Annotated in this window: 23 protein-coding genes and 2 tRNA genes; 13 read left to right on the top strand and 12 right to left on the bottom strand. The window is 74.4% G+C overall.

Annotation, left to right across the window (positions count from 1 at the left end):
• The first annotated feature begins 229 nt into the window (after nucleotides 1-229).
• Nucleotides 230-490, top strand: coding sequence for a DUF3073 domain-containing protein (locus tag LC193_RS16040; RefSeq protein ID WP_086159371.1), 261 nt, complete (start codon nucleotides 230-232; stop codon nucleotides 488-490).
• A gap of 174 nt (nucleotides 491-664) precedes the next feature.
• Here the strand turns inward: LC193_RS16040 and purM are convergent, their stop codons facing one another.
• The 3 genes from purM to LC193_RS16025 form a co-directional block, all read right to left on the bottom strand.
• Nucleotides 665-1,744, bottom strand: coding sequence for a phosphoribosylformylglycinamidine cyclo-ligase (purM, locus tag LC193_RS16035; RefSeq protein ID WP_226074940.1), 1,080 nt, complete (start codon nucleotides 1,742-1,744; stop codon nucleotides 665-667).
• 41 nt (nucleotides 1,745-1,785) lie between these two features.
• A complete protein-coding gene (gene purF, locus LC193_RS16030; RefSeq protein WP_226074938.1) occupies nucleotides 1,786-3,357 on the bottom strand; it encodes an amidophosphoribosyltransferase in 1,572 nt (523 codons plus the stop codon).
• 87 nt (nucleotides 3,358-3,444) lie between these two features.
• Nucleotides 3,445-4,251 carry a sterol carrier family protein gene (locus LC193_RS16025; RefSeq protein WP_226074936.1) on the bottom strand — a complete coding sequence of 269 codons (807 nt, stop codon included), beginning with the start codon at nucleotides 4,249-4,251 and terminating at the stop codon, nucleotides 3,445-3,447.
• Nucleotides 4,252-4,369: 118 nt separating this feature from the next.
• Between LC193_RS16025 and LC193_RS16020 the strand changes: the two genes are divergently transcribed.
• From LC193_RS16020 to LC193_RS16010, 3 genes are all read left to right on the top strand, one after another.
• On the top strand, nucleotides 4,370-4,870 hold the full coding sequence (locus LC193_RS16020; protein ID WP_226074934.1) for a PH domain-containing protein: 501 nt from the start codon (nucleotides 4,370-4,372) through the stop codon (nucleotides 4,868-4,870).
• 259 nt (nucleotides 4,871-5,129) lie between these two features.
• Nucleotides 5,130-5,456: a DUF2795 domain-containing protein gene (locus LC193_RS16015; protein ID WP_086159377.1), complete on the top strand. Its 327-nt coding sequence runs from the start codon at nucleotides 5,130-5,132 to the stop codon at nucleotides 5,454-5,456.
• A gap of 100 nt (nucleotides 5,457-5,556) precedes the next feature.
• The gene (locus LC193_RS16010) at nucleotides 5,557-6,066 is read left to right on the top strand and encodes a hypothetical protein (protein WP_226074932.1); all 510 of its coding nucleotides are present in this window, start codon (nucleotides 5,557-5,559) and stop codon (nucleotides 6,064-6,066) included.
• 171 nt (nucleotides 6,067-6,237) lie between these two features.
• Here the strand turns inward: LC193_RS16010 and purL are convergent, their stop codons facing one another.
• Genes purL through purS form a run of 3 tightly spaced genes read right to left on the bottom strand, consistent with a single transcriptional unit; the run spans nucleotide 6,238 to nucleotide 9,430 of the window.
• Nucleotides 6,238-8,508 carry a phosphoribosylformylglycinamidine synthase subunit PurL gene (gene purL / locus LC193_RS16005; protein WP_226074931.1) on the bottom strand — a complete coding sequence of 757 codons (2,271 nt, stop codon included), beginning with the start codon at nucleotides 8,506-8,508 and terminating at the stop codon, nucleotides 6,238-6,240.
• Complete coding sequence (gene purQ / locus LC193_RS16000) at nucleotides 8,505-9,182, bottom strand: phosphoribosylformylglycinamidine synthase subunit PurQ (protein ID WP_226074929.1); 678 nt, start codon at nucleotides 9,180-9,182, stop codon at nucleotides 8,505-8,507. Before purQ ends, purL begins: the two co-directional genes overlap by 4 nt.
• Nucleotides 9,179-9,430 (bottom strand): phosphoribosylformylglycinamidine synthase subunit PurS, encoded by a 252-nt coding sequence (gene purS, locus LC193_RS15995; protein ID WP_086159382.1) that lies wholly within the window; start codon nucleotides 9,428-9,430, stop codon nucleotides 9,179-9,181. The genes purQ and purS overlap by 4 nt, the downstream gene beginning before the upstream one ends.
• A 339-nt stretch (nucleotides 9,431-9,769) precedes the next feature.
• On the opposite strand from purS, the gene LC193_RS15990 reads away from it, so the two are divergent.
• From LC193_RS15990 to LC193_RS15960, 7 genes are all read left to right on the top strand, one after another.
• Complete coding sequence (locus tag LC193_RS15990) at nucleotides 9,770-10,099, top strand: histone-like nucleoid-structuring protein Lsr2 (protein ID WP_226074927.1); 330 nt, start codon at nucleotides 9,770-9,772, stop codon at nucleotides 10,097-10,099.
• A gap of 90 nt (nucleotides 10,100-10,189) precedes the next feature.
• Nucleotides 10,190-10,264: transfer RNA gene (locus LC193_RS15985), tRNA-Gly, on the top strand.
• A gap of 41 nt (nucleotides 10,265-10,305) precedes the next feature.
• Nucleotides 10,306-10,378 (top strand) — tRNA-Gly (locus LC193_RS15980).
• Nucleotides 10,379-10,593: 215 nt separating this feature from the next.
• Nucleotides 10,594-11,508 (top strand): ABC transporter ATP-binding protein, encoded by a 915-nt coding sequence (locus tag LC193_RS15975; RefSeq protein WP_226074925.1) that lies wholly within the window; start codon nucleotides 10,594-10,596, stop codon nucleotides 11,506-11,508.
• Complete coding sequence (locus tag LC193_RS15970) at nucleotides 11,505-12,344, top strand: ABC transporter permease (RefSeq protein ID WP_226074923.1); 840 nt, start codon at nucleotides 11,505-11,507, stop codon at nucleotides 12,342-12,344. Before LC193_RS15975 ends, LC193_RS15970 begins: the two co-directional genes overlap by 4 nt.
• Nucleotides 12,345-12,421: 77 nt before the next feature.
• Nucleotides 12,422-13,729: a sensor histidine kinase gene (locus LC193_RS15965; RefSeq protein ID WP_226074921.1), complete on the top strand. Its 1,308-nt coding sequence runs from the start codon at nucleotides 12,422-12,424 to the stop codon at nucleotides 13,727-13,729.
• Nucleotides 13,726-14,346, top strand: coding sequence for a response regulator transcription factor (locus LC193_RS15960; RefSeq protein ID WP_226074918.1), 621 nt, complete (start codon nucleotides 13,726-13,728; stop codon nucleotides 14,344-14,346). The genes LC193_RS15965 and LC193_RS15960 overlap by 4 nt, the downstream gene beginning before the upstream one ends.
• Before the next feature lie 188 nt (nucleotides 14,347-14,534).
• Here LC193_RS15960 and LC193_RS15955 read toward each other — a convergent pair whose 3' ends face one another.
• From LC193_RS15955 to purD, 4 genes are all read right to left on the bottom strand, one after another.
• Nucleotides 14,535-15,449 (bottom strand): phosphoribosylaminoimidazolesuccinocarboxamide synthase, encoded by a 915-nt coding sequence (locus LC193_RS15955; RefSeq protein WP_226074916.1) that lies wholly within the window; start codon nucleotides 15,447-15,449, stop codon nucleotides 14,535-14,537.
• 254 nt (nucleotides 15,450-15,703) lie between these two features.
• On the bottom strand, nucleotides 15,704-17,161 hold the full coding sequence (locus tag LC193_RS15950) for a N,N-dimethylformamidase beta subunit family domain-containing protein (protein WP_226074915.1): 1,458 nt from the start codon (nucleotides 17,159-17,161) through the stop codon (nucleotides 15,704-15,706).
• 512 nt (nucleotides 17,162-17,673) lie between these two features.
• Nucleotides 17,674-19,218, bottom strand: coding sequence for a hypothetical protein (locus LC193_RS15945; RefSeq protein ID WP_226074914.1), 1,545 nt, complete (start codon nucleotides 19,216-19,218; stop codon nucleotides 17,674-17,676).
• Between the two features lie 179 nt (nucleotides 19,219-19,397).
• On the bottom strand, nucleotides 19,398-20,684 hold the full coding sequence (purD, locus tag LC193_RS15940; protein WP_226074913.1) for a phosphoribosylamine--glycine ligase: 1,287 nt from the start codon (nucleotides 20,682-20,684) through the stop codon (nucleotides 19,398-19,400).
• Between the two features lie 187 nt (nucleotides 20,685-20,871).
• On the opposite strand from purD, the gene LC193_RS15935 reads away from it, so the two are divergent.
• Nucleotides 20,872-21,576 carry an SLATT domain-containing protein gene (locus LC193_RS15935; RefSeq protein ID WP_226074912.1) on the top strand — a complete coding sequence of 235 codons (705 nt, stop codon included), beginning with the start codon at nucleotides 20,872-20,874 and terminating at the stop codon, nucleotides 21,574-21,576.
• 137 nt (nucleotides 21,577-21,713) lie between these two features.
• On the opposite strand, the gene LC193_RS15930 is transcribed toward LC193_RS15935, so the two are convergent.
• Nucleotides 21,714-22,364 carry a hypothetical protein gene (locus LC193_RS15930; RefSeq protein WP_226074911.1) on the bottom strand — a complete coding sequence of 217 codons (651 nt, stop codon included), beginning with the start codon at nucleotides 22,362-22,364 and terminating at the stop codon, nucleotides 21,714-21,716.
• A gap of 88 nt (nucleotides 22,365-22,452) precedes the next feature.
• Complete coding sequence (locus tag LC193_RS15925; RefSeq protein ID WP_086162163.1) at nucleotides 22,453-23,109, bottom strand: GntR family transcriptional regulator; 657 nt, start codon at nucleotides 23,107-23,109, stop codon at nucleotides 22,453-22,455.
• Nucleotides 23,110-23,763: 654 nt separating this feature from the next.
• On the opposite strand from LC193_RS15925, the gene LC193_RS29000 reads away from it, so the two are divergent.
• Nucleotides 23,764-25,971, top strand: a complete 2,208-nt coding sequence (locus LC193_RS29000) for a serine/threonine-protein kinase (protein ID WP_404819419.1) — start codon at nucleotides 23,764-23,766, stop codon at nucleotides 25,969-25,971.
• Nucleotides 25,972-26,030 lie beyond the last annotated feature (59 nt).

The raw sequence follows: 26,030 nt of genomic DNA, 5'->3' as shown, positions 1-26,030 counted from the left end.
GCGCGAGTCGCGCGTCGAAAGAAGGTAAAATCGCCGGTGACCAGCAAAGAGAGGCCCATCGGTCGCCGCACGCGCGGCCCGGTCCTGCGGACGGCGTACCGTAGGGTCGCGGAAGCAGGTACGGTTGAAGGCCGGTGGACCGGGCTCTCGTCCGAGGGCTCGTTCTCATTCATGAACGGATGTCAACACTCCGGGGCCGTTGCGCCCCGTCGTTGAGGGGGTCGAGCCAATGGGGCGCGGCCGGGCCAAGGCCAAGCAGACGAAGGTCGCCCGCCAGCTGAAGTACAACAGCGGCAGGACGGACCTTTCTCGTCTGGCCGAGGAGCTGGGTGCATCGTCGACGCCGGAGCAGCCGCCGAACGGCGAGCGGCTTGAGGATGACGATGAGCTGGACGACGACCTGTACGCGCGGTACGCGGAGTTGTACAACGAGGAGGACGACGACGACGAGCCGTCGTCCGGCAGCTCCTCGAAACGCCGCGGCGCCTGACTCGCGACACCGCGCTTCGGGCTGACCGAAGAGACGACGCGAAGGATTCCGACCCGGTCCGGCATCGCCGGACCGGGTTCAGTCCTGCCCTGTCCCGCGCGTGCCCGCGCCCGGGCCCGCCCGCGCCCCGGTCGGGGCGCGGGTGCGGGCACGCGTGCGGGCCGCGGTCTCGGCTCAGGCCGCATGGTCTCCGGTGAGGGCCGCCTGCCCGTCCGGCCGTCCCGGCCCCGCCTCGGTGACCTCGCCGGCCACCCACGCGGGCACGCCGCGGTCGGCCAGCGTGGCCAGGGCCGCGGGCACCGCGTCGGGCGGGACGACGGCGAACATGCCGACGCCCATGTTCAGCGTGCGCTCCAGTTCCTCGCGCGCCACCCGACCGGCCGCACCCACCGCGCCGAAGACCGGCGGCGGGGTCCACGTGGCGCGTTCGACCGTCGCGTGCAGTCCGTCGGGGACGACCCGCGCCAGGTTCGCCGCCAGTCCACCGCCCGTCACGTGTGCGAAGGCGTGGACCTCGGTCGCCTCGATGAGCGCGAGGCAGTCGAGGCTGTAGATGCGGGTCGGCTCGATCAGCTCCTCCCCCAGCGTCCTGCCGAACTCCGGGACGTGCCGGTCGAGCGTGAGACCCGCCAGGTCGAAGAACACGTGCCGCACGAGCGAGTACCCGTTGGAGTGGAGTCCTGACGAGGCCATCGCGATGACGGCGTCGCCCGCCCTGACCCGTTCCGCGCCGAGCACCCGGTCGGCCTCGACCACCCCGGTGCCGGCGCCGGCCACGTCGTACTCGTCGGGTCCGAGCAGGCCGGGGTGCTCGGCGGTCTCGCCGCCGACGAGCGCGCAGCCGGCCAGCACACAGCCCTCGGCGATGCCCTTGACGATGGACGCGACCCGTTCCGGGCGCACCTTGCCCACGCAGATGTAGTCGGTCATGAACAGCGGTTCCGCGCCGCACACGACCAGGTCGTCCACGACCATCGCGACCAGGTCGTGGCCGATGGTGTCGTGCACGTCCATCCGCTGGGCGATCACCACCTTGGTGCCGACGCCGTCGGTGGCCGAGGCGAGCAGCGGGCGGCGGTAGCGCAGCAGCGCCGAGGCGTCGAAGAGGCCGGCGAAGCCGCCGAGGGCGCCGACGCTCTCGGGGCGCTGGGCCTTGGCGACCCACTTCTTCATCAGCTCGACGGCGGTGTCGCCCGCCTCGATGTCGACACCGGCCGCGGCATAGCTGGCGCCGGGCGGCGCGTTCTCACTCATCAGGGAGTTCTCTCGTGTCGTCGGTGGCACGCGGGGCGCGGTCACGGATGGGTCCGGCGGGCCCGCCCGGCCGGACCGGCCGGCGGGGCGTCCCCGCCGCCCGCTCCCGCCGCGAGCAGCGCTCCCGAGGGCGCGTTGCCCGGCTGTTCGAGAACGTCCTTGCCGAGCACCGCGGGGTCGGGCAGCTCCATCGGGTACGCGCCGTCGAAACAGGCGCGGCACAGGTTGCCCTTGGGGATCGTGGTGGCCTCGACCATCGCGTCGAGCGAGATGTAGGCCAGCGAGTCGGCGCCGAGCGAGGTGGTGATCTCCCGCACGGACAGGCCGTTGGCGATCAACTCGGCGCGGGTCGCGAAGTCGATGCCGAAGAAGCACGGCCACTTGATGGGCGGCGAGCTGATGCGGACGTGCACCTCGGCCGCCCCGGCCTCGCGGAGCATGCGGACGAGGGCGCGCTGGGTGTTGCCGCGCACGATCGAGTCGTCGACGACGACGAGCCGCTTGCCGCGGATGACTTCCTTCAGCGGGTTCAGCTTGAGCCGGATGCCGAGCTGCCTGATCGTCTGGCTCGGCTGGATGAACGTCCGGCCCACGTAGGAGTTCTTCACCAGCCCGGAGCCGTAGGGGATGCCGGACGCCTCGGCGTAGCCGACGGCGGCGGGCGTGCCCGACTCGGGCGTCGGTATCACCAGATCGGCGTCCACCGGGGCCTCGGCCGCCAGCCGGCGGCCCATCTCGACCCGGGAGAGGTAGACGTTGCGCCCGGAGATGTCGGTGTCGGGGCGCGCGAGGTAGACGTACTCGAAGACACAGGTCCGCGGCTTTGCTTCAGCGAACCTCGTGGACCTGAGCCCGCGCTCGTCGACGGCGATCATCTCGCCCGGCTCGATCTCCCGCACGACGGAGGCGCCGACGATGTCGAGGGCGGCGGTCTCCGAGGCGACGACCCAGCCGCGTTCGAGGCGGCCGAGCACCAGCGGGCGCACGCCCTGCGGGTCGCGCGCCGCGTACAGCGTGCCCTCGTCCATGAACGTGAAGCTGTAGGCGCCCGTGACCTTCGGCAGCACCAGGGGCGCGGCCTCCTCGACGGTCAGCGGTCGGCCCGACTCGTCGGTCTGGCCCGCGAGCAGGGCGGTGACCAGGTCCGTGTCGTTGGTCGCGGCCACCCGGTGCCGGGGGCCGCGGCCTCCGGGCAGGGCGGCGACCAGCTCGGCGAGCTCCGCGGTGTTCACGAGGTTGCCGTTGTGGGCGAGGGCGATGGACCCGTGCCCGGTGGCACGGAAGGTGGGCTGGGCGTTCTCCCAGGTGGAGGCTCCCGTCGTGGAGTACCGCGCATGCCCGACGGCGATGTGGCCCTGGAGCGATCCGAGCGCGGTCTCGTCGAAGACCTGGAAGACCAGGCCCATGTCCTTGAAAACGAGGATCTTGGAGCCGTCGCTCACAGCGATGCCTGCGGACTCCTGTCCGCGGTGCTGGAGTGCGTAGAGCCCGAAGAAGGTGAGTTTGGCGACCTCCTCGCCCGGGGCCCAGACGCCGAAGACGCCGCACGCGTCCTTCGGGCCCTGCTCGCCGGGGTCAAGGTCGTGGCTGAGTCGTCCGTCACCACGTGGCACGTTCACGAGTCTAGGCCAGGAAGCCCGGCCGGGGAGAACCCTGGATGGTGAGACATGCCCCATACCGGCCCCGCGCCCGCGGAGCGCTCAGCCGAGCACGGGCAGCTCGCCCGCGAGCGCGCCCGCCCGCTCCCCGCTCGCGCGCAGCCGCCCCGAGGCCACGGCCGCGTCCCACGCGGTGCGCCCCGCGGCCAGCCGCAGCCACGTCACCGGGTCGGTCTCGACCACGTTCGGCGGGGTGCCTCGGGTGTGCCTCGGCCCGGCCAGGCACTGCACGGCGGCGAACGGCGGCACCCGCAGTTCGGTCGAGGCGCCGGGCGCCTTGGCGGCGAGCGCGTCGGCGAGCACGCGCGTCGTGATGGCCAGGGCCTGCCGGTCCAGGCGCACCGGGCGGCCGAGGGCGCGGGTCAGGTCGTCGCTGTGCACGACCAGTTCGACGACGCGGGTCACGGTGAAGTCCAGGGCGCGCATCGCGCCGAACCGGTGCGGCAGCAGCACGTCCTCGCGCACGCCCGTCTCGACCACCGCCTCAAGTTCCTCGGCGGCGGCGTCCATCGCCGCGATCCGGTCGCGGACCACGGCCGCGTCCTGCCTGGTCCTGTCGGCCAGCACGTCGGCCACGGCCCCGGTCGAGGTCGCCCACTCGGCCGCCCCCAGCTCCGGGCGCGCCGCCCGGGGCGGCGGCTGGGCGAGCAGCCGCGGCAGCGCGTCGATCTGGCCGGCGATGTGGACGAGCAGCGTGCCGACGTCCCAGCCCGGCAGCCCGGACGGCGCCGCCTGCGCCTCGTCCGCGATCTCCCTGGCCGCCAGCCGGACGAACTCCACCTGGGCGAGCAACGCGTCGCGGACGCGTGCCGGGGGGTGGACGCGGACCTTGCGGCGGACGGCAGACATGGCACGGAGCTTACGTCCATCGCCGCCCGTCGGCGGCCGTGCGGGAGCGAGGTCACAGGGGCGTACCGAGTCGCGGGACCGCGGCCCCGGGGCCGGAACGCTGTGTCACGATGCGCGCATGGCACTTGCGGACCGTTACCTGGCGGACGACGAGGAACTCCTCTACGAGACGCGGCAGCACTGGACCACGATGGTCAGCGAGTTCCTCGTGCTGTGCCTCATCGCGGTGGTCACGGGCCTCGTGCTGTGGATGCTGCCGGGCGGCGAGGACTGGAGTGCGACGGCGGTGTGGGTGGTGCTCGGCGCCGCGCTGGTCGCGGCCGTGCGGTGGTGGCTGGTGCCGCTGCTGCAATGGCGGGCCACGGTCTACTTCCTCACCACCAAGCGGCTGCACAAGCGGGCCGGGTTCTTCCACAAGACGGGCACCAGCATTCCGCTCAGCCGGGTGAACGACGTGTCGTTCCGCGCGACCTTCTGGGAACGCGTCATGCGGTACGGGACGGTGCGCGTCCAGTCGGCTTCCGAGCAGGGCATGCTCACGCTCAGGCACGTGCCCGAACCCGAGGACCTGAAGAACCGGATCTACCAGGCGATCGACGGCGTCGCGTACGAGGGCTGAGGCGCGGGGCCGCCGAGTCGTTCGCCCGGGGCCGCCGCCCGGGCCGGACGCGCGGGATCGGGCTGGGGTGGGCTGGGCTGGCCCGCGGGGCCGGGCCGGGCCGCGCGCAGGTGAATGGGCCGGGCCGTGCCGGGTACTCCGGCGGCATGGCCGAAGCCGGCCCCCGCCCCGGGCCACGGGCGCCGGGCCCGCCGCACGCGGCGGACCCGGGACGCGCGGCACCGGGCGAACGGGCGAGCACGAACGGAGGACATCTGTCATGGCTGCGACAGACGCCAACGAGATCCTGCACGCCGTGAAGGACGTCGACTTCCCCGCGGGCAAGGACGAGCTGGTCCTCGCCGCCAAACGGGCCGGGGCCTCGGAGCCCGCGGTCAAGGCGTTGCGCGGCATCCCGCCCGAGAGCTACGCCAACCGCGGCGAGGTGGTCAGCTCCGTGCGCCTGCCGGGGGACGCCGGGCTCGGGCTGAGCGCGGCGCAGCGCGCCGAGCAGGCCCGCAAGGGCGGCAGGCCCGGGCAAGCCGAGCGGCTGCGGGACGCGCCGAAGCCGCCGGTGGCCGAGGAACTCGACCGCGACCGGCGCTGAGTCCGCGCCGGGCGCGCGCGCCCGGCGCGGACGGCGCCAGGAGCACGGGAGCACAGGAGCACACGAGCACGGCCGGAGCAGAGCGCCGGAAGGAGGCGTCATGGTGCGCAAGAAGGTCGAGGGCAACGAGGAACAGCGGCGGAGCGCGGCACGCGCGGCCGAGCGGGCCGGCGAGCGCCCCAGCGAACGGGGCGCGACCACCGGCGGCTCGAAGCAGCGCACGCACCTGCCGCACCGTTCCTCGCTGACGCACGAGGAGAAGACCGAGCCGCTCGACCGCGGCAAGCAGCGCCGCGAGGCGCGGGAGCAGGCCGACGCCAGGGCCGCGGAACGGCCCGCGCCGCCCGCGGGCCGCACGTTCACCGGGCGCGGCCGACCGGACTACGGCAGCGACCACGCCCGCGTGTTCCAGGCACTCGGGGACGCGGAACGGCGGCACGGCGGCGAGGCCGTGCACGCGACCGAGGTCGCCCGCACCGCGGGTTTCCCCGACGAACGGACCCGGGTGCTGCTGCACGACCTGGTGTCGGTGCACCGGCTCGTCACGGAACTCCAGGGCACCGACCGCCCCGACCTCGGCCCCCGCTACGAAACGAAACCGGGCCGCTGACCCGGGGCGTTCCCCGGAAGCCGCCCCGGGCCGGAACCCGCGGGGCCGCGCGGGCCGTTCCGTTCCCGTAGGCCACCGGGCGCGGCTCCCGGGCGCCCAGCGCCCGCCGCACGCAGCGCGGCCACTACTCCCGGGGAGTAGTGGCCGCGACGGCTCGCGCGCCCGCGCTCGTTACGCGAACAGGGCGGGCAGGGTGGCCTCGTGCGCCGCGCGCAGTTCGGCCAGGGGGACGGAGAACTGGCCCTGCACCTCGATCGCGTCGCCGTCGACGACGCCGATCCTGGTCGCGGGCAGGTCCCTGGCCCGGCACATGTCGGTGAACCTGACCTCCTCGGCGCGCGGCACGGCCACCACGGCGCGGCCCGCCGACTCGGAGAACAGGAAGGTGAACGCGCTCAGTCCGTCCGGCACGACCAGGCGCGCGCCCAGGCCGCCCTTCAGGCAGGACTCCGCGACCGCCTGGACCAGACCGCCGTCCGACAGGTCGTGGGCGGCGTCGATCATGCCGTCGCGCGAGGCGGCGATCAGCACCTCGGCCAGCAGCCGCTCGCGTTCGAGGTCCACGCGCGGCGGCAGGCCGCCGAGGTGGTCGTGGACCACCTGGGACCAGGCGGAGCCGCCGAACTCCTCGGCGGTGTCGCCCAGCAGGTACAGCAGCTGCCCCTCGGCGCGGAACGCGATCGGGGTGCGGCGCGTGACGTCGTCGATGACGCCGAGGACGCCGACCACGGGCGTGGGGTGGATGGCGGTCTCGCCCGTCTGGTTGTACAGCGAGACGTTGCCGCCGGTGACCGGGGTGCCCAGGGCCAGGCAGGCGTCGGCCAGGCCGCGGGTGGCCTCCGCGAACTGCCACATGACGGCCGGGTCCTCGGGCGAGCCGAAGTTCAGGCAGTCGGTCACGGCCAGCGGGCGCGCGCCGGTGGCCGCGACGTTCCGGTAGGACTCGGCCAGCGCCAGCTGCGCGCCGGCGTACGGGTCGAGCTTGGCGTAGCGGCCGTTGCCGTCGGTGGCGACGGCGACGCCGAGGTTGGTCTCCTCGTCGATGCGGATCATGCCGCCGTCCTCGGGCTGGGCGAGGACGGTGTTGCCGAGCACGTAGCGGTCGTACTGGTCGGTGACCCACGTCTTGGCGGCCTGGTTCGGCGAGGCGATCAGCCGCAGCACCTGCTCGCGCAGCTGGTCGGGGCCCTCGGGGCGGGGCAGCGCTGCGGCGTCGTCGGCCTGGAGCGCGTCCTGCCACTCCGGGCGGGCCAGCGGCCTGCGGTAGACCGGGCCCTCGTGCGCCACGGTGCGCGGGGGCACGTCGACGATCTGCTCGCCGTGCCAGTAGATCTCCAGCCGGTCGCCCTCGGTGACCTCGCCGATGACGGTGGCGATGACGTCCCACTTGGCGCAGACCTCGAGGAACCGGTCGACGTTCTCCGGCCTGACGACGGCGCACATCCGCTCCTGCGACTCGCTCATCAGGATCTCCTCGGGGGAGAGCGAGGCGTCGCGCAGCGGAACGGCGTCGAGGTCGACGCGCATGCCGCCTGAGCCGGCCGAGGCCAGCTCGGACGTGGCGCAGGACAGGCCGGCGCCGCCCAGGTCCTGAATGCCGTCCACCAGGTCCTCGGCGAAGACCTCAAGGGTGCACTCGATGAGCAGCTTCTCCTGGAACGGGTCGCCCACCTGGACCGCGGGCCGCTTGGCCGGCCCCTCGTCGTCGAAGGTCTCCGAGGCCAGCACGGAGACGCCGCCGATCCCGTCGCCGCCGGTGCGGGCGCCGTAGAGGATGACCTTGTTGCCGGGTCCCGACGCCTTGGCGAGGTGGATGTCCTCGTGCCGCATGACGCCCACGCACAGGGCGTTGACCAGCGGGTTGCCCTGGTAGCAGGAGTCGAAGACGACCTCGCCGCCGATGTTGGGCAGGCCGAGGCAGTTGCCGTAGCCGCCGATGCCCGCGACGACGCCCGGCAGCACGCGGCGCGTGTCGGGGTGGTCGGCCGCGCCGAAGCGCAGCGGGTCCATGACGGCGACGGGCCTGGCGCCCATGGCGAGGATGTCGCGGACGATGCCGCCGATGCCCGTCGCGGCGCCCTGGTAGGGCTCGATGTAGGACGGGTGGTTGTGCGACTCGACCTTGAACGTGACCGCGTAGCCCTGGCCGACGTCGACGACGCCCGCGTTCTCCCCGATGCCGACCAGCATCGCGTCGCTCGCCGGGGCCTTCTCGCCGAACTGCCGCAGGTGGACCTTGCTCGACTTGTAGGAGCAGTGCTCCGACCACATCACCGAGTACATGGCCAGCTCGGCGCCCGTCGGGCGGCGGCCGAGGATGGTGCGGATGCGCTCGTACTCGTCCGCTTTGAGGCCGAGTTCGGCCCAGGGCTGTGCGGAATCCGGGGTGCTCGCGGCATGCTCGACGGTGTCGAGGGCGGCCGGGGTGCTGCGGGTGCTCATGCGCTGACCAGCTTCTTGAGGACCGAGGTGAAGAACGGGAGCCCGTCGGTGGTCGGGCCGGTCAGGGCCTCGACCGCGTGCTCCGGGTGCGGCATCAGGCCGACGACGTTGCCCGCGGCGTTGGTGATGCCGGCGATGTCGCGGCGCGAGCCGTTCGGGTTGACGTCGAGGTAGCGGAAGACCACCCGCCCCTCGGCCTCCAGTTCGTCGAGGGTGCGCTCGTCGGCCACGTAGCCGCCCTCGCCGTTCTTCAGGGGGATGGTGATCTCCTGGCCGGGCGCGTAGTCGCCGGTCCAGGCGGTCTCCGCGTTCTCGACGCGCAGCCGCTGGTCGCGGCAGATGAAGTGCAGGTGGTCGTTGCGCGTCAGGGCGCCGGGCAGCAGGTGTGATTCACACAGCAACTGGAAACCATTGCAGATGCCAAGCACGGGAAGGCCGGCCCGGGACTGCTCGATGATCGTCTCCATCACGGGGGAGAAACGCGCGATGGCGCCGCAGCGCAGATAGTCCCCGTAGGAGAAACCACCAGGAAGGATCACGGCATCGACCTGGTGCAGGTCTTTGTCCGCGTGCCAGAGCGCGACGGGCTCGGCGCCCGCGAGCTTTACCGCGCGCAAGGCGTCGCGGTCGTCGAGTGAGCCGGGAAATGTGACGACTCCCACACGGGTGGTCACTGTTCCTCCTCCACGCGCACCCGGAAGTCCTCGATCACCGTGTTGGCGAGAAACGTGCGAGCCATCTCCCTGACCCGGTCGAGCGCCGCGTCGTCGACGGGCCCTGCCAGCTCCAGTTCGAATCGCTTGCCCTGGCGGACGTCGGAGACGCCGTCGAACCCGAGGCGTGGCAGTGCGCGCTGCACCGCCTGCCCCTGAGGGTCGAGGATCTCCGGCTTGAGCATGACGTCGACTACGACGCGAGCCACTGGTACTCCCGGTGGTGGTGCGGTGGTGTTGATGCTTGACGCTGCACCGCTCAGCGTACCCGCAGGAGAAATCTACGCGAGTAGATATCGGAAGTCGAGGTCACGTTAAGGTATCGAGGCAGGAAACCCCTCCAAGAATCGGCCAAGAAAAAGTATGGTCCTGGCACGAGGATGATGAAGTGACCGAATTCATCGCCTCGCATTACTGTGCCCGACACAGTACAAATACAAAGAACCATACTCGCGAACGAGTGGGAGCCAGCGTCGCTGCACGTGATTCGGCGGTAACGGACCTCGGACCGCCGGGCACAGCGCGCCTCCCGGAAGGACCGGATATCCGTGGCACAGCGTGTAGTGGTCACCCTCGCCGATGACATCGACGGCGGAGAGGCGTCGGAAACGGTTGCCTTCGGACTCGACGGAAAGACGTACGAGATCGACCTCAGCTCCCACAACGCCGAGAAGCTGCGCACCGCGCTCGCGCCCTACGTGGAGGCCGGCCGCAAGCGCGCCAGGTCCGGCCGGGCGTTCCACCACACCGCCGTGGCCCCCGACCCCAAGGCGGTCCGGGCGTGGGCGGAGTCCAACGGCTTCGGCGTGCCGGCCAGGGGCCGCATCCCGAAGAAGGTCTACGACGCCTTCAACGAGGCACACGCGACCGTCCGTTGAGCCGACTTGCCATGAACCCGGGTTGATCGGCTAGAGTCTGGAGCGCGCCGCGGGGCAGGGCAGGAACAAGGCCCGAACCCCGGGAGCCGCGCGGGTGTAGTTCAGTAGCAGAACACCCTCTTTCCAAGAGGGAGGCGCAGTGTGCGATTCCTGTCACCCGCTCCAGCCCACTGGCCCCGACCAGGGTCGGGTATAGTGAGTGTCGTGCGGACGTGGCTCAGTTGGTAGAGCATCACCTTGCCAAGGTGAGGGTCGCGAGTTCGAATCTCGTCGTCCGCTCGTGGTCGAAGGGCCCGGTTCGAAAGAGCCGGGCCCTTCGTCGTGTCCGCCTCCTGTGACCGCTGTGACGCACATCACCTCTTGTGGTGCGCCCGGCCCGCGGTCCCCGCGTGCGCGAGCCGCCGGGACAGCCGCGGCGCGTTCTGACATTTGTCATCCGCATCCATGACAGTCGGCACTGCCGGGGCGCGTTCCCCGGCCCGAGGCTTGAGCACATGGACAACGTCATCGAAGTGAGCGGCCTCAGGAGGCGCTACGGGGGCAGCGGCGCGGACGGGTTCGAGGCCGTCCGCGGCGTGGACTTCTCGGTGCGGCAGGGCGAGATCTTCGGCCTGCTCGGCACCAATGGCGCCGGCAAGACCTCCACCGTCGAACTGCTCGAAGGGCTGGCCCCGCCGACCGCCGGCGAGGTGCGCGTCCTGGGGTACGACCCGTACCGCGAACGCGCCCGCGTCCGCCCGTACACCGGCGTGATGCTCCAGGAGGCCGGGTTCCCCGCCGACCTGACCGTCATGGAGACCGCCCGCATGTGGGCGGGCTGCATCAGCGAGCCCGTTCCGCCCATCGAGGTACTGACCCAGGTCGGCCTGGCCGGCCGGGCCGACGTGCGCGTCAAGCAGCTCTCCGGCGGCGAACGGCGCAGGCTCGACCTCGCGCTCGCGCTGACCGGCCGCCCGCGCGTGCTGTTCCTCGACGAGCCGTCGACCGGCCTCGACGCCCAGGCGAGGAAGGACACCTGGCAGGTCGTGCGCGGCCTGCGCGACCAGGGCGTCACCATCGTGCTGACCACGCACTACCTGGAAGAGGCCCAGGACCTCAGCGACCGCATCGCCATCATGAGCGCCGGGCGCATCAGCGTCACCGGCACCCCGGCCGAGGTCATGGCGGCCAGGCCCGCCCGCATCCGGTTCCGGCTGCCGCGGGGGCTCGACCCGGCGCACCTGCCGCTGCCGGGTCCCGTGGACGTGTGGCAGGGCAAGGTCGACGCGCAGACCCACGACGTCCAGAAGGACCTGACCAGGCTGCTGGTGTGGGCCCAGGAGGCCGGCGTCGAGCTGGCCGACCTCGACGCGCGCGCGGCGACCCTCGAAGAGGTCTTCCTCTCCATCACCCAGGAGGCGGCACGATGAGCGCACAGCAGACGACGACACCGACGGCGCGGAAGGCGCCGAAGGCACCGCCGGTCAACTGGGGCCTGCCGAGCGCCGCGAGCCTGCGCCGCGTGCGCGCCCTGGCGCGCGCGGAGCTGACGCTGCTGCTGCGCAACCGCGGCGCGCTGACCGTTTCCCTGCTGGTCCCCGTCCTGATGATCGCGGGCTCGTGGTCGACGTCCGAGGAACTGGACCTGGCAGGCACGGGTCTCAACCGCGCCGACTCGGTCCTCACCGGCGGCATCGGCATGGTGCTGCTCCTGGTGGTCTACCTGGGGCTCGTGCCCACCTACGTGACGCGCCGCGAGGAGGGCGTGCTGAAGCGGCTGCGCACCGGCGAGCTGAGCGACGGCGAGATCCTGGTCGGCGCCGCGGTGCCCGCCACGGCGCTCGCGCTCGCGCAGTGCGCCGTCCTGCTGATCGGCGGCTCCGTGGTGCTCGACGTGAGCACGCCCGCCTCGGTCCCGCTGCTCCTGCTCGGTCTTGTGCTGGGCATCGCGGTGCTCGCGACGTTCGCCACCGTCACGGCCGCGTTCAGCAAGACCGTGGAGAGCGCGCAGGTCACCGGCATGCCGCTGCTGCTGGTCTCGGCGGTCGGCTCGGGTCTCTACGTCCCGCTCGGCGTGCTGCCCGACACCCTCGCGGAGATCTGCCGGTTCCTGCCGCTGACGCCGGCGGTCGACCTGATCAGGGCCGGGTGGACCGGCGGCGAGAGCGGCGCTGAAATACTGGGCGCCATGGCCCTGGCGGTGGCCTGGACGGCGTTCGGCGTGTACGCGGTCCGCCGCCGGTTCCGCTGGGAGCCGCGACACTGAACGGGGCGGCAGCCGCGACACGAAACGGGGCGCCGGCCGCCGGCCAGGCCGCCCGTTCGGCGAGTGAGGAGCATCCGATGCGCGCGACCGGCTGGATGGACGGCATCCGGCGCTCCAGCCAGCGCGCCCGGGTGCACCACTACTTCGCGTGGTCGCTGTACAGCTTCGCGCTGGCCGAGGTCGTGCTGACCGTCGCCCTGCTGGGGCGCGCGACCGGCGACAGCGTGTGGTGGGTGGTCGTCCTGCTGTGCGCCGCGCTCCTGGCGCACATCGTGCTCGGCGTGCTGCTGACCCGCGCGGGTCTGCGGCACTACGTGGGGGGTCTGGACCGCCCTGACCGGCTGCTGGTGGCGTTCTGCGCGGTGACCGGGGTGATCGGCGCGCTGACGGCCGTCGGGGTCCCGGCCGGCGCGCTGCCCGACGAGGGGCTCGCGGTCGCCACCTACGTCGCGATCTACTTCTCCGGCCCCGTGATGCTCGTGCTGCCGTTCGGCCGCGCCTGCGCCCTCGCGGCGGCGCCCGTGCCGGTCTGCGCCGCGATCCTGTTCGTGAACGGCGCGCAGGCCGCCCAGCAAGCGGTGGTCCTCGGCACGGTCACGGGGGCCATCGCCCTGTTCGCCCTCACCTACCGGGCCTCGGGGTGGACGTTGCGCGTGGTGCACCGGCTGGACGAGGCGCGGGAGACCGAGGCGCGGCTCGCGGTGGCGGAGGAACGGCTGCGGTTCGGCCGCGACCTGCACGACGTGCTCGGCCGCAACCTGTCGGTGATCGCGCTCAAGAGCGAACTGGCCGCGCAGCTGCTCACGCGCGACACGGCGGCGGCCTCGGGCCAGATGGCGGAGGTGCAGCGCATCGCCAGGGACTCGCAGCGCGAGATCCGCGACGTGGTGCGCGGCTACCGGCAGGCCGACCTGCACACGGAGCTGGTCGGGGCGCGCGGGGTGCTCCAGGCGGCGGGCATCGTGTGCGCGATCGAGGAGCTTGAGGAGAGCAGCCGGATCGGGGACTTCGGGGACGACGCGCCCGGGAGTGCCGGGCCGCTGCCCGCGCCGGTCCAGTCGGCGCTGGGCTGGGTGGTGCGCGAGGGCACGACGAACGTGCTGCGGCACGCGGCGGCGGGTCGCTGCACGGTGCGGCTGCACAGGACCGCGGAGGGCGAGGCGGTGCTTGAGATGGAGAACGACGGCGTGCCGGCGGACGGCCCGGAGTCGGGGGGCGGCCCTGAGGCGGGGGGCGGCGCCGAGCCGGCGGACGGGGGCGGGGGCACAGGGCTCGCCGGGCTGCGGGAGCGGGTCGTCGCGCTCGGCGGCTCGCTCAGCGCGGGGCGCGCGGGGGGCGACACGTTCCGGCTGGTGGCGCGCGTGCCGGTGAGGGCAGCCGAATGACGGGGGCGCGGGAGATCAGGGTGCTCCTCGCCGACGACGAACACCTCATCCGGGGGGCGCTCGCCGCGCTCCTCGCGCTTGAGGACGACCTGACCGTCGTCGCCGAGGCCGCGTCGGGGCCCGAGGCGCTGGCGACGGCGCTCGCGCAGCGGCCCGACGTGGCCGTGCTCGACCTCCAGATGCCGGGCGAGGACGGGGTGGCGGTGGCCGACGCGCTGCGGACGCGGCTGCCCGGGTGCGCCACGATGATCGTGACCTCGCACGGGCGGCCCGGGGACCTGAAACGGGCGCTGGCGGCGGGGGTGCGGGCGTTCGTGCCCAAGACGCTGTCCGCGCAGCGCCTCGCCGAGATCATCAGGTCGGTCCGGGCGGGCAACCGCTACGTCGATCCCGACCTCGCGGCCGACGCGATCAGCGCGGGCGACTCGCCGCTGACCCCGAGGGAGGCGGAGTTGCTCGACCTGGCGGAAACGGGCGCGCCGATCGCCGAGATCGCGGCGCGGGCGGCTCTGGCGCCCGGCACGGTGCGGAACTACCTGTCGGCGGCGGTCGCGAAGCTGGGGGCGGAGAACCGCCACGCCGCGGCCCGTATCGCGCGCGAGCGCGGCTGGCTCTGAGCGCGGGGCCGGGCGCGGCGCTCTGAGCGCGGGCGGGGCCGGGCGGCGGACGTTCCGGCTCGGGCGCGGGGCGCGTTCGAGGGTGCGTGTTTTTCGGCTCGGGCGCGGGGGGTTCGGCGGCTTGCGGACGTACCGGCGCGGGACGGCGGGTCCGCCCGCGGGCCGGGGCGCGGGCGGAACGCGGGGCGTCAGGACCAGGCGGTGCCGGTGAGCATGCGGTAGGCGTCGGCGTAGCGCTCCTGGGTCCGCGCCACGATCTCCTCCGGCAGCGCGGGCGGCGGCGTGTCGGCCGCGCGGTCCCAGCCGGAGGCCGGGGAGGTCAGCCAGTCACGAATGACCTGCTTGTCATACGACTTCTGCGGGCGGCCCGGCTCCCACTCGTCCTTGCTCCAGAACCGCGACGAGTCGGGCGTCAGCACCTCGTCCGCGAGGAGCAGCGGCCCGTCGGGGCCCGCGTCGGGCGCGTAGCCGAACTCGAACTTCGTGTCGGCCAGGATGATCCCGCGGTCCCTGGCGATGTCGCGGGCGCGGCTGTAGAGCGCGAGCGTGGCCTGGCGGAGACGGGCCGCGGTCTCGGGGCCGACCTGGCGGGCGACCTCCTCGTAGCTGACGTTCTCGTCGTGTTCGCCGACGGCCGCCTTCGTGGCGGGCGTGAAGATGGGGGCCGGAAGCTCGGATCCGTCGCTCAGGCCGGGCGGCAGGGCGAGGCCGCAGACCGTGCGGTCCCGCTGGTACTCGGCGAGCCCGCTGCCCGTGAGGTAACCGCGCGCCACGGCCTCGACCGGCACCATGGACAGGGCGCGGCACACCATGACGCGGCCCGCCCAGTCGGCCGGGGCGCCGGGCGGCGGGTCGGTGGAGATCAGGTGGTTGGGCACCAGGTCGGCGAGCTGGTCGAACCACCACAGGGACAGCCGGGTCAGGATGCGGCCCTTGTCGGGGATCGGGGTGGCGAGCACCCAGTCGAACGCGGACACGCGGTCGCTCGCGACGAGCACGATGTCGCCCGTCTCCGTCCGGTACAGATCGCGCACTTTGCCTGTGTGCACATGCACAAGCCCCGGTACGCGAACGGGCTCCGGCTTGTCGACGAATCCTGGCACGACGCCTCCTGGCGGCTTCTGGGACGGTTGGGCCGCGCGTCCCCATTGTTCCCCAGCCGGCCGCCCGTTCAGCGCCCGGGTGAGGCGCGGGCGAGGGCCGACGGTGTGGTGGGGGCGTGGTACGCGCCGCGCGAGGGCGCCGGCACACACGGTGCGCTCCCCCGGCGCCGGCGCTCGGGCGCCGGAACACCACCGCGCGCCCCTCGGTCGGCGCGCGCCCGGCGGACGCGCGCCGCGGCGCGGGCGCTGGGTGCTCAGTCGCCTTTGCAGATGCGGTCGAGGAGGTTCGCGGTGGCCTTCTGCACCCGGTGGTCGATGTGGCCCGGCCTGGCCAGGGCGGGCGACCACGCGAACGTTCCCGAGGCGAACACCCAGGCCCCGCTCGGCGCCCGGTACAGGGATGTCTCCTGGTGCCTGCGGGCGCCCGACTCGTCGCGGTAGGGCGAATGGGCCAGCAGGACGCGGCTCACCGAATCGGGCAGCGGCGTGCGCGGGTAGTAGCGGTCCGCCTCGCCCGCGACGAGCCCGGGCAGTTCGTCGCCCTCCCCCGCCCCGGTGGCCTCCCACAGCCAGTGGTCGGCGTTGCGCACCACCAGCGGGTGCGGGCGCGGTACAGGACCCGAGTACTGGACGCCGAGCAGCAGTTGTTCCGGGCGGCCCTGGTCGCGCCACAGGGCGGAACGGCCGGGGCCCTGGCGCTTGCGGCAGGTGAGCAGCCTGTCCCCGGCCCCGGACGGCAGGGCGTTCAGGCCAACCTGCCAGTACATGGTGTTGGCCGAGAGGAACACCAGCGAGGTCCCCCCGTCCCTGGCGTCCTCGACGGCCCGGCGCATCGGCGCGGACCAGTACTCGTCGTGTCCCGAGAACACCAGGCCGCGGTAGCGGGACGCGTCGACGCGCCCGGCGTGCAGGTCGCGGGCGGTGGCGTACGAGAGGTCGTAGCCGTACCGCTCGGCCCAGCGGACGAAGTCGTAGGCGTGGCCGGCGTGCAGCGGCAGCCCCGCGCCCGCGTAGGGCCGGTCGAAGCAGACGGTGACGGCCGCGTTCTGCTCGCCGATGAGGCGGCCGGCCGCGTCCCACGCGTGGTAGAGGCTGGCGCCGCCGCGGCCGTCCTCGGGGAAGAGGTTGTACGCCTGCCAGGTGATGTCGGGCAGGATCAGGCACAGGTCGGCCGGCCGGTCGTCGCGCACGGTGAACGGCACGTGGGACCTGAACTCGCCGTCCGCCGTGGTCAGGACGGCCACGTAGGCGCCGGGCAGCCAGTCGGGCGGCACCTGGAGGCGCCAGGACAGCCACCAGTGGTGGCAGGACACGGTGCGGCCGGCGATGAGCGGCGGCGGCTGGCGGATGCCGATCAGGTTCGGGCTGCTGAGCAGCAGGCGGGCGCCGTCGCCCCCGAAATAGCCGATGCGGTAGACGTCGATGGTGAACTCGCGCGGCGGGTCGACCGTGACCCGGAAGTCGAGCGACGCGCCGGGCGCGACCGTTCCCTCGCTGACGAAACCTTTGATCTGGCAGTCGACGTCGTCGGCGGCCCGGGGGCCGTGCGGCCCTCGGCCCGCCCGGCCGGCGGGCAGGCCGAGGCCGCCGGTGCGCAACGGCCCGTCGCCGGCCCGCAGCCAGGGCAGCGGACCCTGTCCGAACGGGTCGGACACGGCGTGCGTGAGCGCCCCGGACGCCCAGCGCCGGACCCGCTCGGTGCTCTCGTTCACGCTCCCCTCCCCGCGCCCGCCGGTTCCGCGGCGCGCGCCCTCCCAGCACACCACACCCGGGGGACCGTACGTCACCGTCCCGTCACCGGAACGGCATGCGGTGTTGGCCCGATAGTGGCGCCGGGCGGCGGGTGTGTCGAGCCCTCGCGGACGGATCGGCGCGGTTTCCCCTGGCGATGGCCGACGGCAAGGCGTTCGCGACCTCGTGGATCGCGTCCGTGAGACACGAAGCCGCGCGAACGCGCCGACCCCCGGCGCACAGCAACGCTTTCGCGCCCCCGCGTGACGGGTGGCGCACGGGCTCGTGAACGCGCGGCGCGCACGACGCCGCCGGGCGCCCGGGGCGCGGCGCGGGCCGGGCGGGCGCCCGGGGCCCGGAGCCACCGAGACGGGGGAACGCCGGGACGCCCCTGTCCAGGCCCTCAGAGCCGCCGGGACGCCAGGCCCCCGGAGCCCCGGCACCGCCGAACCCCCCGGCCCTCCGGAGCCGCCGAAGCCGGAGCGGGCGGGGGTCAGACCAGCCGCACCGGTTTGTCGGCGCGCACGCCGGCGCCCGCGAGCCACGCGCGCAGGGGCGCGGGGTCGCCGTCGTCGACCAGGCTGTGCACCGGCGCCGACAGGTCGTCGCGGCGCCGGTGGCCGCCCGCGAGCAGCACAGGTCCGTCGAGCCAGTCGAGGCCGGGCGCCGCGCCCGCCGTGTCCGCCGCCGCGCAGCACACGGCCGCGGATATGTGCTCCACGAGCAGGTCCCGCCCGGTGCGCGGGGGTTGCAGCGGCAGCGGCAGGGGAACGGCCGCCCCCGGGGCGTGTCCCGCCGCGACGGCGGCGCGCGCCGCGTCGCCGCGCGCGGCGTGCGCGCCGAGGCGCGCGGCCAGCGCCTCGGTCGCGTCGCTGCCCGCGGCGTCCGCCAGGCGCGTCAGCACGCGCGAGAGCGTGGGGGTCTCGGCCGCGTCGAGCACCGCGAAGAGGCGCGCGGCCCGGTCGCGCCAGATGCGGTCGACGACCTCGTCCGGGTAGGCGGTCCAGTCGACGGGGGCCCAGTCCGCGTCGCCGCCGCTCGGCACGCCGTGGAACAGCCGGGCGGCGAGCAGCGAGACCTGCTCGTCGACGAGCCCCGGTTCTTCCAGCAGGTCGCACGCGGGGCGCTGGCCGAGCCTGGCGGCGAAGCCCTCGGCGAGCCGGTCGCGGCGGGACAGTTCGGTGAGGGCGGCGGCCACGCCGGCGTCCAGGCGGCGCGGCCAGCGGCCCACGCGCCACGCGGGCAGCGCGACCCGGGTCAGCAGGCGGTCCCAGCCCGCGTAGGCGAGGCCGACCTGTTCCTGTGCGGCGGCGCGCACCCCGTGGTCGACGCCCTGGGCGCGAGCGGCGGCGGCTGCCGCCACCCCGCGCTCCATCTCGGCGCTGTGCGCCGCCGCCAGGCCCATCAGAAGGCGCGAGAGGCGGCCCGCCGCCACCACCAGCGGGCGGCGCAGCGCGCGGGCGCCCGCCGCGCGCCCCGCCGCCGCGTCCCAGGCGCGGACGCAGCGGCGCGCGGCGGCGATGTCCGGGTGGGCCGAGGGCCCGGTCCCGGCGACGACGGGGGCGAGCAGCGCCCGCAGTTCCGCGACGCGCATCCACCACAGGAACGGCGAGCCTATGACCAGGACGGGGGCCGCGCCCTCGGGGCGGCCCGCGGGTTCCTCCAGCCAGCTGTCGCAGTCCGGGGTGAGCGCGATGCCGCTCGGCGCGGGCACGTCGAGCTGGTCGGCGAGGTCGCGGATGAGGCCGTGCAGCGCGGGCGCGGCCGGCTCCGGCAGGGGAACGGTCGGCGTCACGGCCGGCCTGGCCCGGCAGATCATGAGGCCGGCCCCGACCGCGAGGAGCGCGACGACGGCCGCGAGGACGGAAACGGGGGCGCGCAGCGTGCCCGTCGCGCCGGGCGCGCCCGAGGCGAACAGCACGACCGCGACGGCGGCCGGGAGCAGCGCGAGCGCCAGCGCGCTGTTGCGCACGCGGAGCACGGCGAGCGCGTGGTCGCGCGCGGAGAGTCCGGCGTTTCGCGCCTTACGCTGCCCCATGCCCTGCCCTCCGCAGTGCGACGCCGTGTCCCGCCGTTCCTCCCACTGTCGCACCGGGCACGGACACCGCAACGTGCGATACGGCCGTTCGCCGTGCGGGTGCGCGACCGCAGGGGCGGAAGGCGTTGCGCCGCACCCTAGTTGGGCGCGGCGCACACGTCAGCGAGTCGGCGGATCGGTCACTCGATGGTGGGGCTCTGGGGAGAGGAGGGAATTTCTCCGGCCGCCGCGGCGGCGATGTCGGTGCGGTGGTGAGAACCGGCGAGCCGCACCCGGGCGACGGCGCGGTAGGCCAGCGCCCTGGCCTGCGCGAGGTCGGGCCCCGCGGCGGTCACGGACAGCACCCGGCCGCCGGCGCTCACCACCCGGCCCGCGTCGTCGCGCCGCGTGCCGGCGTGCAGCACGTACGCGTCCGGGCCGTCCTCGGCCTCGATCTCGTCGAGCCCTTCCACCGGGTCGCCGGTGCGCGGCGACTCGGGGTAGCCGTCGGCCGCCACCACGACGGTGACGGCGGCCCCGTCGCTCCAGCGCAGCGGCTCGACCCGGTCGAGCCCGCCGGTCGCGGCGGCGTGCAGCAGCCCGGCCAGCGGGGTGCGCAGCCGCGCGAGCACGACCTGGGTCTCCGGGTCGCCGAACCTGGCGTTGAACTCCACGACCCGCACGCCGCGCGAGGTCAGGGCGAGACCGGCGTAGAGCAGCCCGGCGAACGGCGTTCCGCGGCGGCGCAGTTCCTCGACCGTGGGGCGCAGCACGGTGTCGAGCACCGCGTCGGTGAGCTTCGGGTCGGCCCACGGCAGCGGCGAGTAGGCGCCCATGCCACCGGTGTTGGGGCCCTCGTCGGCGTCGCGCGCCCGCTTGAAGTCCTGGGCCGGCTGGAGCGGCAGCACGGTCTCGCCGTCGGTGACGGCGAACAGCGACACCTCAGGACCGTCCAGGTACTCCTCGATGACGACGCGCTCGCAGGAGCGGGCGTGCGCGCGGGCGTGCGCCAGGTCCTCGGTCACGACGACGCCCTTCCCCGCGGCGAGGCCGTCGTCCTTGACGACGTAGGGCGGGCCGAACGCGTCCAGCGCCGCGTCCGCCTCCTCGGGCGTGGCGCAGACGTAGGAACGCGCGGTCGGCACCCCGGCCGCGGCCATGATCTCCTTGGCGAACGCCTTGCTGCCCTCAAGGCGCGCGGCCCGCGCCGAGGGCCCGAACGCGGCGATGCCCGCCTCCCGCACCGCGTCCGCGACGCCGGCGACCAGCGGCGCCTCGGGGCCCACGACGACGAGGTCGGCCCGCAGCCGACCGGCCAGCGCCGCGACCTCGGCGCCGTTCAGCGCGTCGACCTCGTGCGGCGTGGCCACCTGCGCGGTCCCCGCGTTGCCCGGCGCGCAGTGCAGCTCGGTGACCGAGGGGTCCCGGGAGAGGGCGTGGCAGAGGGCGTGTTCGCGGGCTCCGCCGCCGATGACAAGGATTCTCACGCTGCCCCACCCTAACGGCGCCCGCCCGCCCGGCACTCTTTCGGGTGAGGGGCGGCGGGCCCGGGCCCGGTCGGGCCCGTCCGGCCGCCCCCGGGCGGCGCCCGGGGCACCGCAGGAGGCACTAGAAAGGTGGCTTCCCCGGCCCGGGGCGGTCCGGGCGCGGGCCTGGTGTGGGGAGAGTGCGAGGGTGAGCCTGCCCGAGATGTCCGAGGGCGCGGCGGCCGGCCGGCTGGCGGACCTGTACGCCGAGGCGGAGGCCGACGCGGTCCGCACCGCGGAGCGGTACCTGGCCGCGCGGGTGTGGAAACGCCGCGCGGCGCGGCTGCTGAGGTGCGCGACGGTCGCCGGCGTGGCGGGGGCCGCGGCGCTGCCGCTGCTCGGCGCGGCGGGCCGGTTCTGCTGTCTCGCGCTGCTCGGCGCGGCGGCCTGCGTGGGGTGCGACCGGTACCTGGGGCTGACGGCGGGGTGGCTCAGGGACGCCGCCACGGCCGGGGCGGTGCGGCAGCGGCTCGCGGCCCTGCGGCTGGACTGGGCGGGGGAGGCGCTGCGCGGCGGCGGGTGCTGCCACGGGTGCGAGGAGCCCTGCGGGGCCCGCGGCCTCTGCGGGGTGTGCGGCGAGGCGGTGGAACGGCGGCTCGCGGTGCTGCGCAGGTTCTCGGACGACGTGGCGGAGCTGGTCAGGGCGGAGCGGGCGGAACGGGGGCGTGCGCTGGGCGGCGGCTGGCCGCTGCCCGTGGGGCCCGGTGGGCCGGGGGCGTGCGCGCCGGGGCACGGGGCGGGCGGGGGCGCGGGCCGCGCGGATGGCGCGTTCGCGCGCGGGTCGCTGCGCCCGGCGGACCGGTCCGGCGGGCGGCCCAGCATGCCGCGCCAGCGCCCGCCGGAGAACGGCTGAGACGATCGAAAACGTCACAACGTCACAGAACGCGGCAGAACGGCTGGGAGCGCCGCAGGTTGGCTGAGCCGCGGCAGGGGAACGCCCGGGGCGCGGCGGGCACCGGGCGCGGCCGATGGCGCGTTCAGGCGGCGCGTTCAGCTGAAGACGATCATCGACCCCTGGGCGAGGCTGCGGGTGGCCGCGGCGTGCAGGCCCAGCCACACGTGCCGTTCCCTCGCGAACGGGCCGTCGCCCTCCCCCGCCGCGGCGGCCGGCTCCTCCAGGGCGGTGGGCCGCGGCGGCGGTTCTGGGGCGGGAGGCGGGTTCATCGGGTCGATGCCGAGCACGGGCGCGACCCGTTCCAGCTCGCGCAGCAGGCCGTGGCTCGATCCCAGCGGGCCGCCGCCGGCCAGCAGCGACTCGTTGACCAGCGGGTGCGGGAAGTCCACGGGCACGTACGCGCCCGCGTGGTCGAAGTGCCACACCAGGTGCGCCTGCTGGGCGCCGGCCTCGAACATCTCAAGCAACTGCTGGTAGTCGCCGTCCAGCTCCGCGACGGGGGTGACGGGCAGGCCGCTCTGCTGGAGCAGGTACGCGCGGCGCAGCAGGTGGAGCGCCGCGTAGTCGAAGCCCGCCACCGGCGCGACGGCGCCCGACATGCCGGGGACGTACCCGTAGACGGGCACCGGGGGCAGCCCGGCCTCGGCCAGCGCCCTGTCGTACTCGGCCAGTTCGTCGGCGAACGGGTTGTCGGGGCTGTGGCACAGCACATCGACGAGGGGGACCAGCCAGAGGTCGCAGGCCACGTCACAGCTCTCTCTCGAAGTTCTCTCGACGCTCTCTCAACGTTCTCTCGAACGGTTGCGTACCGCCAGCGTAGGGCCTGGAGTGCGCTCACGCCCCGGTGAGTTGGGCGGCCAGCGCGAGCGCGTGGGTGCGGTGGGCGCGCAGCAGGCGGGTCGTCTCCGCGGTGTCCCGGCGTTCGACCGCGTCGGCGAGTTCGAGGTGGCCGGCCCACAGCCGGTCGGCCAGGTGGGGTTGGCGGCGCAGGTGGGGCACGGTGAACGCCCAGCAGGCGACGCGGAGCCGGTCGAGGAAGGAGGCGATGTGGGGGTTGCCGAGCAGCGCGTCGAGTTCGCGCCAGAAGCGCAGGTCGTAGGCGATGAGGATGTCCAGGTCACCGGCGCGGGCAGCCTGCCGGGCCGCCGCGGCGCGGCGGCGGATGGAGGTGAACGCCTCGGGCACCGCCTCTCGCACGCTTAACTCCGGGTTGACGTGCAGTATCCCGTCGCTGACCAGCGTCTGGGCCTCGACCATGTGCTGGTAGTCGGTCAGCGAGAAACGCCGGATACGGAAGCCGCGGTGGTGTTCCACTTCGAGCAGGCCCTGGGCCGAGAGGTCGACCAGGGCTTCGCGCACCGGCGTCGCCGACACGCCGTATTGTTCGGCGATTTCCCGCACGGTGAACTCTCCGCCGGGGGCGAGCCGCCCGGCGAGTATTTCCTCCCGCAGGGCGTCGGCGAGTTGTTCGCGCAAGGTGCTGCGTTGGATCACGGCGCTCCAGCCTAGACCCCCGGGGGAGACAGCAGGCTGTTTATCGCACAGGTCGCCGGCATGTGCGCGGCGCCGGGTCGCCCGGGCCGCCGCCGGTCTCCGGCGCCGCCGGGGCGGCGAGCCCTCGGCCGGACCGCCGTTCGGACACGGCCCGGCCGCGTACCGCCGGGTACAGCGCACCGGAACCGCGCCCACCGCCCGGGGCCGCCGCGACCCGTGCCGCGCGGGCGCCCGTGGATTCCGCCGCCCGGCCCGGCGCCGGGTCGCCCGGTTCCGGGAGCTACCGGGCGTTACGGTGCCTCGGCGGCATCCGCTCCCCGGGATTGCCCTATTCTGCGTGCCATGTAACGACGCCGCCCGGGGGGAGGACGCGCGCGTGGAACCGCTCGTGCCGATCAAGCGCGCCCCCGCGACGCGCACCGGCCCGGGCCGCCCCCGCGACCGGGGCGGGTGGGGCCGGGCCGGGGCCCGATGCCCGGTGCCGGGCCCGGCGAACGCAACGAAAGCGTGTGCCTCGTGTCACAGAACGGCACGCGCCCCGGTCCCGTGCCGGGACCGGGAACCGATCACGGTTCGGCTTCTGTCCTCATGGGGGCGTACGGGCGCCCGTATTCTCATGAGGCTTACCGGAGCGAAGAGGAGTAACACAGCATGAAACCGCTCGGGCCGACAGATCCTCAACGGGTGGGCCACTACAGGCTGCTGGGGAAATTGGGCGCCGGCGGAATGGGCAGCGTCTATCTCGCCCGCTCCGACCGCGGGCGCACGGTGGCCGTGAAACTGGTCCAGCCGGAACTCGCCGCGCAGCCGGAGTTCCGCCGCCGCTTCCAGCAGGAGGTGGAGGCCGCGCGGAGGGTCGGCGGCGACTGGACCGCACCCGTGCTCGACGGTGACACGGAGGCGGAGACGCCCTGGGTCGCGACCGGGTACGTGGCGGGCCCCTCGCTCCACGAGGTGGTGTCGCACACGTACGGCAGGCTGCCGGAACGCACCCTCTTCATCCTGGCCAACGGGCTGGTCAGGGCGCTGCGCGACATTCATGCCGCGGGCCTGGTGCACCGCGACCTCAAGCCGTCCAACGTGATGATCACGATCGACGGCCCGCGCGTCATCGACTTCGGTATCGCCCGCGCCCTCGAATCCACCGGCGAGGGGCTGACGCGGACCGGCGCCGCCGTCGGCTCGCCCGGCTTCATGTCGCCCGAGCAGTGCCGCGGCGAGGTGGTGACGGCCGCGAGCGACATCTTCTGCCTCGGGTCCGTGCTCACCTTCGCCGCCACCGGCACCACCCCGTTCGGCGACGCGAACAGCGCGATGACCGCGTTGATGCTCCGAATAGTCCAGGGCCAGCAGGATCTTTCCGAGGTTCCGGAGAATTTCCGGCCGCTGATCGAACGCTGTCTGGCCCAGCACCCCGCCGACCGGCCGAGCCTCGACGAGCTGCTCGACGCGAGCGGGACGGAGGACGACGGGGAACCGTGGCTGCCCGGCGCGCTGGTGGCCAAGTTGGGGCGGCACGCCGTCGAGCTGCTCGACTCGGAGGACCCGCTCCAGACGCCGCCGCCCCCCGCGACGCAGCCGCCGCCCGCGATGCCGGTCGTTCCGCCGACCCCGGCGCCGCCCTCGGCGATGCCGAGCCCGCCGCCGCCCACGGCGCCCCCCACCCCGACCCAGCTGAACGCCCCGGCCACTCCGCCGCCGAGCCCGCAGCCGAACGCCGGCGTCGACCACATGGCGACCATGACCTCGGGCATGCCGCCCGCCGGGTACGGCACCCCGCCCCAGCCCGGTTACGGCTACCCGCAGCAGCCGGGCGCGCCTGGGTACGGCTACCCGCAGCAGCCCGGCGCGGCGGGCGCGCCCCAGGGCCCGTACGGGCCCGCGTACCCGGGCGGTCCCGGCGGACCCGGGCAGCCCGGCGGCCCTGGCTCGGGCGGCGGCCGGCGCAAGAACGTCGCGTGGATCGTCGCGGCGGCCGTCGCGGTCGTGGCCGTCACCGTGGGCGCCATCGTGTTCGCCACCTCGGGCGGCGACGACGAGGACGAGCCGGAACCCGGCCCGACCGCCGCGGGGCCGACGGGTGAGGCCACCGAGGAGCCGACCGAGGAGCCCACGGAGGAGCCGTCCGAGGAGCCCACGGAGGAGGAGCCCGTCGAGGAGGGCGGCGAGGTGGGCTGGGAGTTCGTCGGCAGCTGGGAGGGCGAGGTGATGCGGGACGGCGAGCCGAACGGCTGGTTCCAGCGCCTGGAGATCAGGGAGGGCTCGGCCGGCGAGGTCGTCACCACCCAGTGGACGATGCTCAGCGGCCTGCTGTGCACCGAGGAGGCCGAACTGGTCTCGGCCGGCACCGGCACCCTGACCGTCGGCGGGGCCGAGGTCACCGACGTGGTGCCGGACGACGACCCGTCGCGCTGCGAGCCCTACGGCGAGCAGACCATCGAGGCGCAGGACGACGGCTCGCTGCTGTGGACGGCGGGCAGCCTCACGGCCGAGCTGAGCGCGGCAGGACTCGTCGCCGACGGGGACGGCATACCGGTGGCGATCTTCGACTCCGTCTACACGTCCCCCGACTACGAGATCACCGTCCCGTTCTCGGCGTCCGCCGGCGAGGTGGCGCTCACCTACACGGACGGCACCTGCACGTGGGAGGCCCCGCTGGTCGCCCAGCAGGACGGCGACCTCGAATCGATCATCGTCGGTCCCGGCGAGACGACGAGCGGCGACTGCGACGCGCTGCCGTCCTACCGCGTGGAGTGGGAGCCCGTCGACACGCTGGGGGACGCGGAGTCGCTCCAGTTCACGCCCTGGAACGGGGACGGCGGCTTCACCGCGACGTACGAGCGCGACGTCGACGACTGATCCGCGCCGACGACTGATCCACGCCGATCACGAGTCGCGGAACGAGAACGGGCCGGCCG

Origin of the sequence: Streptomyces marincola (assembly GCF_020410765.1) — a bacterium.
Taxonomy (GTDB): Bacteria; Actinomycetota; Actinomycetes; order Streptomycetales; family Streptomycetaceae; genus Streptomyces; species Streptomyces marincola.
The sequence above is the reverse complement of the archived record's forward strand: the minus strand, read 5'-3'. Positions and strand labels throughout refer to the sequence as shown.